Origin of the sequence: Tardiphaga alba, assembly GCF_018279705.1 — a bacterium.
GTDB lineage: Bacteria > Pseudomonadota > Alphaproteobacteria > Rhizobiales > Xanthobacteraceae > Tardiphaga > Tardiphaga alba.
The window spans coordinates 1,425,568-1,437,696 of sequence record NZ_CP036498.1 but is presented as its reverse complement, the minus strand read 5'-3'; the positions used below and the strand labels follow the sequence as shown (position 1 = coordinate 1,437,696).

Annotated in this window: 10 protein-coding genes, 1 tRNA gene and 1 pseudogene; 5 read left to right on the top strand and 7 right to left on the bottom strand. The window is 63.1% G+C overall.

What is annotated here, in order from left to right:
• Nucleotides 1-153: 153 nt before the first annotated feature.
• The 6 genes from RPMA_RS06800 to RPMA_RS06775 all read right to left on the bottom strand — a co-directional run bounded on the left by RPMA_RS06800 (nucleotide 154) and on the right by RPMA_RS06775 (nucleotide 6,811).
• Nucleotides 154-987 carry a helix-turn-helix transcriptional regulator gene (locus RPMA_RS06800; protein ID WP_211912106.1) on the bottom strand — a complete coding sequence of 278 codons (834 nt, stop codon included), beginning with the start codon at nucleotides 985-987 and terminating at the stop codon, nucleotides 154-156.
• 183 nt (nucleotides 988-1,170) lie between these two features.
• Nucleotides 1,171-2,304: an HPP family protein gene (locus RPMA_RS06795; RefSeq protein WP_211912105.1), complete on the bottom strand. Its 1,134-nt coding sequence runs from the start codon at nucleotides 2,302-2,304 to the stop codon at nucleotides 1,171-1,173.
• Between the two features lie 467 nt (nucleotides 2,305-2,771).
• Nucleotides 2,772-3,662, bottom strand: a complete 891-nt coding sequence (locus RPMA_RS06790; RefSeq protein ID WP_211912104.1) for a LysR family transcriptional regulator — start codon at nucleotides 3,660-3,662, stop codon at nucleotides 2,772-2,774.
• Nucleotides 3,663-3,676: 14 nt separating this feature from the next.
• Entirely contained in the window at nucleotides 3,677-5,185 is a 1,509-nt protein-coding gene (locus RPMA_RS06785) for a tripartite tricarboxylate transporter permease (RefSeq protein ID WP_211912103.1), read from the bottom strand.
• Between the two features lie 13 nt (nucleotides 5,186-5,198).
• Nucleotides 5,199-5,684, bottom strand: a complete 486-nt coding sequence (locus tag RPMA_RS06780; RefSeq protein WP_211912102.1) for a tripartite tricarboxylate transporter TctB family protein — start codon at nucleotides 5,682-5,684, stop codon at nucleotides 5,199-5,201.
• 128 nt (nucleotides 5,685-5,812) lie between these two features.
• Entirely contained in the window at nucleotides 5,813-6,811 is a 999-nt protein-coding gene (locus RPMA_RS06775; protein ID WP_211912101.1) for a tripartite tricarboxylate transporter substrate binding protein, read from the bottom strand.
• Between the two features lie 321 nt (nucleotides 6,812-7,132).
• Here RPMA_RS06775 and RPMA_RS06770 point away from each other — a divergent pair, with 321 nt between their 5' ends.
• From RPMA_RS06770 to RPMA_RS06760, 3 genes are all read left to right on the top strand, one after another.
• On the top strand, nucleotides 7,133-7,552 hold the full coding sequence (locus RPMA_RS06770) for a VOC family protein (RefSeq protein ID WP_211912100.1): 420 nt from the start codon (nucleotides 7,133-7,135) through the stop codon (nucleotides 7,550-7,552).
• 23 nt (nucleotides 7,553-7,575) lie between these two features.
• Nucleotides 7,576-8,055 (top strand): VOC family protein, encoded by a 480-nt coding sequence (locus RPMA_RS06765; RefSeq protein ID WP_211912099.1) that lies wholly within the window; start codon nucleotides 7,576-7,578, stop codon nucleotides 8,053-8,055.
• A 281-nt stretch (nucleotides 8,056-8,336) separates the two neighbouring features.
• Nucleotides 8,337-8,413 (top strand) — tRNA-Met (locus RPMA_RS06760).
• 61 nt (nucleotides 8,414-8,474) lie between these two features.
• On the opposite strand, the gene RPMA_RS06755 is transcribed toward RPMA_RS06760, so the two are convergent.
• Nucleotides 8,475-9,533 (bottom strand): acyltransferase family protein, encoded by a 1,059-nt coding sequence (locus RPMA_RS06755; protein WP_211912098.1) that lies wholly within the window; start codon nucleotides 9,531-9,533, stop codon nucleotides 8,475-8,477.
• A 272-nt stretch (nucleotides 9,534-9,805) separates the two neighbouring features.
• On the opposite strand from RPMA_RS06755, the gene RPMA_RS06750 reads away from it, so the two are divergent.
• A complete protein-coding gene (locus tag RPMA_RS06750) occupies nucleotides 9,806-10,177 on the top strand; it encodes a hypothetical protein (protein WP_211912097.1) in 372 nt (123 codons plus the stop codon).
• Between the two features lie 40 nt (nucleotides 10,178-10,217).
• Nucleotides 10,218-12,124 (top strand): annotated as a pseudogene (locus RPMA_RS06745) (acyltransferase family protein).
• Nucleotides 12,125-12,129: the final 5 nt, after the last annotated feature.

The window sequence follows — 12,129 nt, the reverse complement described above, 5'->3', positions numbered from 1 at the left end:
AAGTCCATGTGACGCCGGATAAATTCCCCGGTCCAGCGTCACCGTCTCTTGGCATGCAGGCCACAGGCGAGATAGGCGCGGACTTTCGTTTGCCGGACTCTCGCTTTCGTCTGAGGTTAGGAGACCTATAAATTGCCGCAGCTGGTGGAGGGGCTAGCGCAGGCTGCTGGGCGACACGCCGAAGCGCTTGCGGAAGATGGTGGCGAAATGCGCGGCGCCGTAGCCGACGTGATAAGCCGCCTCCGAGACGCTCATTTCGCCGGATGCGATGAGCTTGTAGGCCTGTTCCAGCCGGTATTCCTGCAGGAAACCGAACACGGTGGCGCCATAGACCCGACGAAAACCGTCGCTGAGCTTGCGCACATTGAGCCCGACCTGCTGGGCGAGGCCTTCGAGGCTCGGCGGCTGCTGCATCGCCTCGATCAGCAATTCGCGGGCCTGACGAATGCGATCGAAATCGCGCGACGACAGTTGCAAGGCCTGCGGTGCGCTGGCCTGGCTGAGGCATGAGGAGATCGCAAGCGCTGCCAGTTGCATCGCCTTGCCGCCGAGATAGAGCTCGCGCTCGGCGCCGCGGATCGGGCAATTCATGATCTGCGCGCTCAGCGCCTGCAGCGCATGGCCGGCGGAACACGACATCAGAAACGCGTCCTGATCGGCGGATGCATGTGTCGCCTCGAACGACGCCGCCATGGCCTGCGCCATCTCGGCGCTGACGAGGCCCTCCTGCATCTGCACGATAACGTAACGCACCGGCACATCGGCCGCGAACACCTGATCGCGCGTCGCACCATTGGGCGAGCGGATCACAAGCGCGGCGGGGCCGCAGATCTCATGGCCGGCGCCTTCACCCACCGCGATCTGCAGGCGGCCGCTGAGCAGCAGCACGATCTTCACCCCCGATGGCAGCGTCGCATTCACGCGCTTGGGCTGATCGAAACTCTGCACGCCCGCGGACACGACGAGCGCGCCTGACAGCAGGGTCAATCTTTCGCTGGGAGAGGATGATGTGGCGACGGAGGTCAATGGCCTGGCGGGGTTCAGCTGAGCACGAACCTTTGTCACTAAATCAATTGATCCACCGCACCCAAGGTGATTTCGCCCGCGGAACTTATAATTGGTCGAAACAGGAGCGCGCCGGCGGGGTTCCGGCTCACGATACCGGCCCCGTCATCCGGACTGCGCGGGCACGAGCTTGGCGATGGTGGCGAGAAGATCGGTCTGGGTGATCAGGCCGGCGATGGTCTGGTCGCGATCGATGATGATGACGGCATGGGTGCGGCCATCGGTCAGCGTCGGCAACAAGGCGACCGCCGGCGTGCTTGCCGCGGCCGTGGAGGCCGGCGACATCCGCGCGCTCATATCGCCGGTGCTGCCGAGGATTTCGCGCAGGCCGATGGTGCCGACGAGATGGCCCTGCCGATCGATCACCGGCAGCGTGCGCACATTGTGCCTAATCAGCCGCGTGCGTGCGAGCTCCACATCGTCCCACACGCCGACCGTGACGACATCGCGCGACATGATGTCTTCGCACAGGATGCTGCCATGGGTGCGCAGCATCGCCTGCAGCTCGACCTGCCGCAGCAGGCTCTCGAGATCGTCTGGTGCGATGTCGAATGTCTCTTTCAGCGCTTCCAGCGCCTTGTCGATATCTTCCGGCGTGAAGCCGGCGCGCAGTTCGGGGCTGATATCGCGCGTCTGATGCGGGTTCGGCAGCGGCGCGGCGGGCCGGTGCGGATAGGTGTGTCGCGACAATTTGTGAAACAGCAGGCCGAGCGCGACCAACAGCAGCGAATTGAGACCGACGGGGATGAAGGGAAAGAGGAAGCCCGCCGAGGTCACCGCGGGCCCGCCGATGATCGCCGTCAAGGCCGTCGCGCCACCGGGCGGATGCAGGCAGCGCGCGAACGACATGGCGGCGATGGCGATCGACACGCCGAAGCCGATGGCGAGGATCTGGTCATGGACGAAGTGCGCGATAATGACGCCGATCAGCGCCGAGATCGTGTTGCCGCCGATGATCGACCATGGCTGCGCCAGCGGCGACGCCGGCACCGCGAATAGCAACACCGCGGACGCGCCGAGCGGCGCCACGATCAGCGGCAGGCTGGTGTGATCGCCCAGCACGAAGCGGCAGATCAGCGCCGTCAGCGCGATGCCGACCAGCGCACCGACGCAGGCGACCATGCGCTCGCGCAGGCTGGCGCCAGCAAGAATGGGAGCGAAGAATTTGAAGCCGCGACGCCGTTGCGCCGATGCTGGTATTGAACCCTCCGCCCGCTCGGGGCGTTGGCTATCTGTCATGGAGAGGACCGCGCGGTCGACAATAAGAGGAAGCGCGATCGTCGTTGATCACGATGCGGGGTCACCCGCGACACTGCTGGCGACACGAAACGAGAGGCCGCGGGATGCGGCTGGCGTGGTTCTAGCGGCTGTCTCCGCCCGGAACCAGCCCGCAATCACCCCGCGGCACCACATTAAACATCGAAATATCCGATACAAACCATCGATTATATTCGCTTTTCAACCGTCAGCCCACGGCTACCCTCGATGCTGTGGCCATGTCGGCCACGCCAACAGGTGTCGCCATGAAAACGATCGCACACAGCCCGTCGCCGTTCACCACCGTCCTGCGCGCCCTGGACGCCCTGCTCCGGACCATCTTCGCACCCCCCGCCCTCACCATCACGCGGATCAGATCGCAGCCTTGGTTGCGAGATCTGGTCATCCATCCGGCGTGTAACGCAACGCGGACTTGAAAACGGCGTGCCTCAGCGCCGGCGTGCCTTCGGCTTCCCACGCGGCGGCGCAGGTTTCGTCTGCGCCGCCGCCAATTCGTGCATCAATGCAACCGCCTGCGTGATGACGGCGTGATCGCCGTCATCATGGAAGGCGACATAGGCCGCCATGTTGAAATCCGGTGCACCCGTGGCGACATGGAGCTGGCCGCTTGCGAGCAACGGGGCCACGATGCGGCGTGGAAAATAGCCGGCGCCGCCATTCTCCAGCACATGCTGCAGGCCGAGCCAGCCGATATTCGCGGTGATCGCAGCGCCGCTGAAATCGGGAAACAGCGCGATATGGCGCGCATAGAATTCCGGGCCCCAGTCGATATAGACATAGTTCTGTTGCGGCTCCGGCGGATGGCCGCGCCGGGTTGACACCAGCACGAGCTGCTCGATGAAGAGTTGCTCGACCTTGAGGCCGGGCCGGCTCTGCGGCGTATACATCACGCCGATATCGATGCGGCCCTCCACAAGCCCCTGCATCAGCTCCGGCTCGAGCGCACTCTCGGCACGGATCGCGACGTCGGGCATGTCCGCACGCATCGCCGGCAGCCAGCGCAGCAGATACTCCTCCCACAGGCCGATGCGGCCACCGACGGTGAGCGTCGCGCTGAAATCCTGCGCGATGCCGACTTCGTGCCGCGCCTGCTCCACCGTACGCACCAGCATCGATGCGTGTTTCTGGAATTGCCGGCCCGCCGCGGTGAGCGACGCGCCGGCCTTGTTGCGCACGAACAGCACGCAGCGCAGCTGCTGCTCCAGCGTCTGGATGCGCGCGCTGACGGTGGATTGCGTGACATGCAGGCGCTCCGCCGCGGCCACGAAATTCCCGGCATTCACGACTGCAAGGAATGTCCTGGCCAGTTCGGTGTCCATGCCCGCTCCGTCTCCTATGCGCCCTCGTCCAGCGCCACCATCTCACGCTTGCGCCGCAATGCCGGCAATAGCGGCGCGATCAGCAGGATCACCGCAAGGACGAGACACGCCGCCGAGATCGGCCGCTCGATGAAGGTCATCAGGTTGCCCTGCGACAGGATCAGCGACTTGCGCAGATTGTTCTCCAGCAGCGGCCCGAGCACGAAGGCCAGCACCAGCGGCGCCGGCTCGTAGCCGAACTTGCGCATGAAGTAGCCGATGATGCCGAAGGCGATCATCACATGCACGTCGAACACATTATTGCTCGAGCAATAGACGCCGATGATGGTGAACAGCACGATCAGCGGGAACAGAACATTATAAGGCAGCTTGAGTAGCTTCACCCACATGCCGATCAGCGGCAGGTTCAGCACCAGCAGCATGGCATTGCCGATATACATGCTGGCCACGATACCCCAGAACAGGCCGGGATTCTGCGTGATGAGCAGCGGGCCGGGCTGCAGGCCGTGGATGACGAAAGCGCCGAGCAGCAGCGCCATCACCACATTGGGCGGGATGCCAAGGGTCATCAGCGGAATGAAGGCACCGCCGGCGGCGGAGTTGTTGGCCGCTTCCGGCCCCGCAACGCCTTCGATGGCGCCATGGCCGAATTCCTGCGGCCGTTTCGACAGCCGCTTCTCCAGCGCATAGGAGGCGAACGACGCCACCACCGCGCCGCCTCCGGGCAGGATGCCGAGGAAGAAGCCGAGAATGGTGCCGCGGCCGATCGGACCGGCGCTGCGTTTCCAGTCTTCCTTGTTGGGCAACAGCTGCGTGATCTTGGCATTGATGATCTCGCGCTTGATCGCCTGCTCGGTGTTGAGCAGCACTTCGGCAAGACCGAACAGACCCATCACCACCGGGACGAGGCCGATGCCGTCGATCAGTTCGATGCGGCCGAATGTCAAACGCGGCTGCGCGGTGATGCTGTCGAGGCCGACGAGACCGAGCACGATGCCGATGCACGCCATCAACAGCGCCTTGGCCATGGAGCCCTGGGTGAGGAAGGTGAGCACCACGAGGCCGAGCACCATCAGGCTGGCATATTCGGCGGGCCCGAACGCAATCGCGACAGCGGCCAGCGACGGCGCCACCAGCATCAAGGCAACGAGCGCGAATGTGCCGGCGATGAACGAGCCCAACGCGGAAATGCCGAGCGCAGGGCCGGCGCGGCCTTTCTTGGCCATCTGGTGGCCATCGAGACAGGTGACCACCGACGCCGCTTCGCCGGGGATGTTCACCAGGATCGAGGTGGTCGAGCCGCCATACATGGAGCCGTAATAGATGCCGGCCATCATGATGATGCCGCTCTCCGGCGTGCCGGACAGTGTCACCGGCAGCAGCAGCGACATCGCCGAGATCGGGCCGATGCCGGGCAGCACGCCGACCAGCGTGCCGATGAACACGCCGATGAAGCAATAGAGCAGATTGACCGGCAGCAGCGCGACACCGAAGCCGTGAAATACGTTGGCGAGAACGTCCATGATGCCGCTCCCCTCAACCGATCTCGAACGTGCCGGTGGGCAGCATGATCGCCAGACCATGCTTGAGCACCCACCACACACCGACCGGCGCCAGCACCGCGAGCGGGATCGCCAGCGTCCAGCGCACGGGATCGATGATGCGCAACAGCAGGAGCATCAGCGGGATGGTGGCGACCAGGAAGCCGAGCGGTTCGAGCGCGAAAGCATAGGCGATCAGGCAGACGATGATCAGCACCGGCTTGCTCCAGCGCGCATCCTCCCAGCGCGAGCCGAAGGTCGGGCCGCCTTCGGTCACCGAAGCGAGGATGATGCCGACCGCGAAGGCACACATCATCAGGCCGATATAGAACATCATGAAGCCCGAGCCGGGATCATTGATCGTGCCGAGCTTCAGCTTGAGCCCGGAATTAATCACGAAAGCGCCAAGGCCGAGGCCGATCACCCCGGTCCAGAATTCGGAATTGTTGAGACGGAAGGGCGGACGGGTGGTGGAGGACATGGGAGAGCGCTTTCAACATACGTGTCTTGTAGGGTGGGCAAAGGCGCGCTTGCGCCGTGCCCACCATCAAGTGCCGCGGAGGTGATGGTGGGCACGCTTCGCATTGCCCACCCTACAGATGAGAAGCCCTACTTCTTCGCCAGCCCGATGCTATCGATCACCTTGCGCTCCGAATTGGTGACCTCCACCACGAACTTCTTGTAGTCCTCGGTGTTCTTGTAGTTCGGCACCATGTCGTATTTCGCCAGCGTCGCGACCACGGCGGGATCTTCGATGGCCTTCTTGAAGGCGTCATGCAGCTTGGCGACGATTTTCGGGTCCATGCCCTTCGGGCCGGCAATGCCGAAGGGCGAGTCGTAGACCATCGGATAGCCGTTCTCCTTCAGCGTCGGCGCATCCGGGAAGTTCGGCGAACGCTTGTCGGTCCACACCATCAGGAGACGCAGCTTGCCGGCATCGACCAGCGGCCGCCAGCCGGTGGAATCCGCCTGCAGCATGGTGTGATTGCCGAGCACGGCCGCATTGGTCTCGGCGCCGCCCTTGAACGGGACCTGCGTCATCTTGATGCCGGCGAGTGCCGCGATCTGCTCCATGCCCACATGCAGCGAGGTGCCGGTGCCGGGCGTCGCATAGGTCACCTTGCCGGGATTGGCCTTGGCGAAATCAACGACATCCTTCCAGGTCTTGAACTGCGATTCCGCATTCGTCGTGATGCCGAATGTGTAGCCGGTGAGATGGATGATGTAGGAGAAATCCTTGTCGGGATTCCATGAGACTTCCTGCATCAAAGGCAGGCGGAACACGGTGATCGGAATCTGCGAGATCGTGTAGCCGTCCGGCTTCGCTGCGGCCGCCATCGTGGCGGGGCCGACCGTGCCGCCACCGCCACCCTTGTTGTCGATGGCGATGGGCTGGCCGAGATGTTTCGATGCGGCATCGGCGATGGCGCGCATGGAAATGTCGGTGGAGCCGCCGGCCGGCCACGGCACGATCAGCGTGATCGGCTTGGTCGGATATTCCTGCGCGCGGACAATGGTGGCGGTGCCGAGCGTGGCGATCGCCGCCGCAGCAATGGACAAAGACAATATGGACCGTTTGGACAATGCAATGCGATTGCGTTGCAACATGAATTCTCTCCCTCTTTTATCTCTTGGTGGCCGCGGCTCATGTCCGGACCTTGTTGTGACGACAGTGTAACGCGGAAATCTGCGGCGGAAAGTGCGTCTTCCGTCGTATCGCTGCCGTGTTGGCAATGAAGGATGATTTGTGCGGCTGCGCAATTCCGATGGACTATTGTGCATGCGACATACCGTCCGCACGTCATGGCATCGCAACGCGCGTCACGACAACGCGAGGTAGGTCGCCAAAATATTTCGCGGCGCATGTCGGATCACCGTCGCCTGCATCGTCCTTGGTGCAACACCACGTCACTGAAGAGGAAATCGACCATGAGCAAAATGATCTTCGTGAATCTGCCCGTCAGCGACCTGCCGCGTGCGGTCGCGTTCTATGAAGCGGTGGGCGCGACCAAGAACCCGCAATTCTCCGACGACACCGCAGCCTGCATGGTGTTCTCCGACACCATCCACGCGATGCTGCTCACGCATGACAAATACAAACAATTCACGTCGAAGACGATCGTGGATGCGAAGACATCGAGCGAGGTTCTGATCTGCGTCTCCGCCGACACGCGTGATGAAGTCGATGCCATCGTCAACAAGGCGAAGGCTGCGGGCGGTGGTGTCGATCCCACGCCGACGCAGGATTTCGGCTTCATGTATGGCCGCAGCTATGAGGATCCCGATGGCCATATCTGGGAAGTGATGTGGATGGACATGGCGGCCGCCGAAGCCGCGATGGCCACCTGAGTCTGACGTCAGGAGGACATGTGATGTCGAAGATCTCTCCCTGTATCTGGTTCGAGACCGAAGCCGAGCAAGCGGCCAACTTCTACTGCTCGCTAGTGCCGAATTCTTCCGTCGATCGCGTGCAGCGCGCGCCGATCGATTATCCCGGCGGCAAGGCCGGCAATGTGCTGGTGGTCGGCTTCACGCTGGCGGGCCAGACCTATATCGGCCTCAATGGCGGCAGCCCCGCCGCCTTCAGCAATGCCGTCTCCTTCACCATCCACTGCGAGGATCAGGCGGAGGTCGATCGCGTCTGGGACGCCATCCTCAGCAATGGCGGCAAGGAGAATGCCTGCGGCTGGATCAACGACCGCTGGGGCGTGCCGTGGCAGGTCGTGCCCAACGGTTTTACGGAACTGCTCGCCAGCGAGAATGGCGAAGGCGCCAAGCGCGCCATGGCCGCCATGATGGACATGGTGAAGCTCGACATGGCCGCGCTGAAAAAGGCGTTCGACGGCAAATAGGGCGAACCTCGTAGGGTGGGCAAAGCGCAAGCGTGCCCACCGTCGCGTGCACGGCAGGGGTGGTGGGCACGGCGCAAGGGCGCCTTTGCCCACCCTACAGACCGGCACCACCATCGGCCGCCAAGCCCTTGGAAGATCGCCGCAATCGGCACTCTTCCGGGGATCTGTAACCGAATGGCGGAAAAGCGGATTTCCGGCGGTCGCTTTGCTTGACAGGGAGTCCCCCGCCTCCTTATAAGCGGCCCGTTCGCGACGCGGCATCTTGGCCGTCGCGGCCCTGTGGCGGGGTAGCTCAGCTGGTTAGAGCACGGGAATCATAATCCTGGGGTCGGGGGTTCGAGTCCCTCTCCCGCTACCAATTATCCTCCCGATAGAAATCCCAGCCTTTAGCTTCCATTCTTCTCGGCACGGTTCCCTGATCAGGCCGTGCGGCGCAGGGCGTCGTTGGCTGGAGGCGCGGCCTTGCGCTCGCGGTGCATCAGGCGTTGCGCGATGGAGATCATGGGGCGCTCGACCAGATGGAAAAAGGCGAGGCCGGTGATGGTCGCGGCGACCATGCCGATGAACAGGAAGGGCCAAGTATGGCTCATCACCTTGCCCAGCACCGACAGCGCGAGGCCGTGGGTCAAATAGAGCGAATAGGAGGAATCGCCGATGGCGCGCAGCCACGGCCATTGCGGGATCGGCCCGGTGCGCTCAAGGATGATCGCGCCCCAGACCAGCAATGCGGCCGGCACGCCCCAGACCAGAAGCCGCAGCGTAACCCAATCGGTGACATTCAATGCCACCAGCAGAATGAGCGATGCTGCCACGAGGCTCCAGCCGGCACTGCGCGAGAGCAGCATGCCGCGCTGGACGCTCACGGCAATCAGCACGCCGGCAAAAAATTCCAGCATCAACGAGTCCGACCAGGACAAAAGGATCGCATCGGTGCCGCGATAGAACAGGCCACCGATCACGGCGCCGACGAGCACGGTGCCCAGCGTCAGCAGGCGCGCCTGCCGTTTCAGTAGCAGGCAGCATGCGAACACGACGTAGAACAGCATCTCGTAATTCAGCGTCCAGCCTTGCACCAGCACTGGCCAGATCGGATCTGCGCCGCCAGACCCCGGCGGCCGCATCGGCACGAACAGATAGGAGCCGAGCGCATAGGAAAAATCGAATTTCAGCTTCGGGAATGCCGACGGCACCGCGAGCGCACCGACCACGAGCAGCGAGGTGACGAACCAGTACATCGGCACGATACGGATGAGGCGGTGCTTGAAGAACACCAGCGGCGATTGCGGGCGCGCTTCGGTGATGGTCCACATCAGGAATCCGCTGAGCACGAAGAAGATGTCCACGCCGGCATTGCCGATCGCCAGCGTATAGCCGGTCGGGCTGGCGTGAACGGCAACCACGCCCAGTGCCGCGATCGCCCGCAGATACTGGATCGAGACATAGGTCGAGGTCAGACGCGTGCTGCCGGAGTGCTGCATGATCTGCCCATATGACTTCGGCCGGTAAATAACAACCGTGACCGCCACTCATGGTGAATGAAGCGATGCGCGACAACCGTGCGCAACGGCGCATTTGGTAAAATTTGAATCAATTGCGATTCATCGGTCAGCATACCGGTGCCTCCTTGTCGCAGCATCGAAACGATTAACCGCGACAACGGCGATCGATTGCAGGCCGGCGGGCAGATAACTACCATTGTGCAAATACTGCCCCGACATATTCACTCTCTTTTGCTGCAACGGAGCGCGTCGTGACCGTCATTTCAGGCCTTCGTGATATGGACGGAAGCCCGGTGGAATTCCTGAAGATCGCACCCGGCGGATTCGTCATCGTCGATATCGACGGCGAACAGAAGCTGGTTTCGCGCGCGCGCTGGGATGCGCTACCGATCTGGGGACGCACGAAAGACGCGGCGCGCACGCGGCGATACGGTCCGTCGCATGACGCGCTGGTCATCGCATTGATCGGCGCCGTGATCTTCCTGTGCGAGATCATTGCATGGATGCTGCGACCGGTGATGCTGGCCTGGCATGCGATCAAACGACATATAGGCGTCCGACTGCGCGGCGCGGCTTCGGTCGGATATATCCTCTGGCCGGCCTGCATCGCGTTTCTTAACTGACACACCACCCGGCACCCCGGTGCCATGAAAGCCCGCGCTCATGAGGTATAGAAGCGACATCGACGGTCTCCGCGCTTTGGCGGTGCTGCCGGTCGTGCTCTATCACATGAGCATCCCCGGCATGAGCGGCGGCTTTCTCGGCGTCGATGTGTTCTTCGTGATCTCGGGCTTCCTGATCTGCGGCATGGTCGACAAGGACATCCGCAAAGGCTCTTTCTCGATCGTCGATTTCTACAAGCGCCGTGCCCTGCGCATCCTCCCGGCGCTGATCGTGGTGCTGATCGCCACCTCGCTGCTCGCCTATCGCTACCATCTGCCGGTCGAGCTGAAGGAATATGCCGCGAGCCTCGCCAGTGCGATCGCATCGATCTCCAACGGCTACTTCGCTGCGACTGCGGGCTATTTCGATGCACCGGCGGAAACCAAGCCGCTGCTGCACACGTGGTCGCTGAGCGTCGAGGAACAGTTCTATCTGTTCGTACCGATCTTCATGATGGCGATCTATCGCTTCTTCCCGAAGCGCGTCAGCCTGCTGCTGGTGACGGCGACGGTACTGTCGTTCCTCGCCGCCATCGCCATGAACATGCGCAACCCGACTTTCGCCTTCTACCTGACGCCGTTCCGCGCCTGGGAGCTGGCGCTCGGCGCCCTGCTCGCCATCGGCGTGATCCCGACGCCGCGCGGCAAGGTCATGCGCGAAATCTGCGGCGCGCTTGGCCTCATGCTGCTGCTCGGCAGCTATCATTTCGCCTCGCCCACCCATGCGCTGCCGCTCACCGCCGCGGCTGCCTGTATCGGCGCCGTGCTGTATATCGCATCGAATGGCCACGAGATGTCGTTCGCAGGCCACCTGTTGTCGTGGCGACCGATCGTCTTTGTGGGGTTGATCTCCTATTCACTGTATCTCTGGCATTGGCCGCTGATCGTATTCCAGAAGTCCGATGCGATGTTGCTGCAGAGCTCATCGGCGATGGCCGTGAACCTGGCCTTGCTGGCGACGATGTTCGCGCTTGCCATCCTGTCCTGGCGCTTTGTTGAACGGCCTTTCCGCACTGCTGCGCGGACGATGTCCACGCGATCGGTCTTCACGCTGAGCGGTGCTGCGATCGGCGGCGTGCTGGCTGCAGCCTGTCTCGCCATCATCGCCGGTGGCGCGCCCTATCGCTTCTCGCCGCAGGTGGTCACCATCGCCTCCTATCTCGGCTATGATCCCGCGCCTTCCTTCCGCACCGGCAGCTGCTATCTCGGCAACAACCGCCAGAGCTTCGACAGCGAAACCTGCCTGAAGCTCGATCCGGCGCGCCAAAACTATCTGCTGCTCGGCGACAGCCATGCCGCGCATCTCTGGTCCGGCCTCGCCGCCGCATTGCCCGATGTCAATCTGCTGCAGGCAAGTGCGAGCATGTGCCGTCCGCTGATCCAGCCGGTCTCGACGCTGGACATCCGCGCCTGCCCCGCCTTATGAACCAGATGTTCCAGTCCTTCCTCGCCGACCGCAAGGTCGATCGCGTGCTGCTGTCGGCATCGTGGAAAGACGAAGACATCGCCGCGCTCGCACACACGCTGGACGAACTGACATCCCGCGGCTTGAAGGTGACGCTGCTCGGCCCGATCGTGGAATATGATGGCGCGCTGCCGCGGCTTCTCGCCAGCGGGATCCTGCGCGGCGACGACAGCATCGCGCAGGCGCATCGCACCGCCGGCATTCGCGACCGCGACCATGCGCTGCGTGCGCTGGCCCGCGACAAGGGCGTGGATTATGTCTCGGTCTATGACGCCGTCTGCCCCGGCAACCGCTGCGACGAATATGCGGGCCGTGACATTCCACTGCAATTCGATTCCGGTCACCTCACTGCGCCGGGCGCGCTCATGATCGGTCTCCGCATCGCTGCCGCCATGCGCGGCGAGCGGCCGCTGTCGAGCGCCGCTTCGGCCCTGTCGCGTTGAGCCGC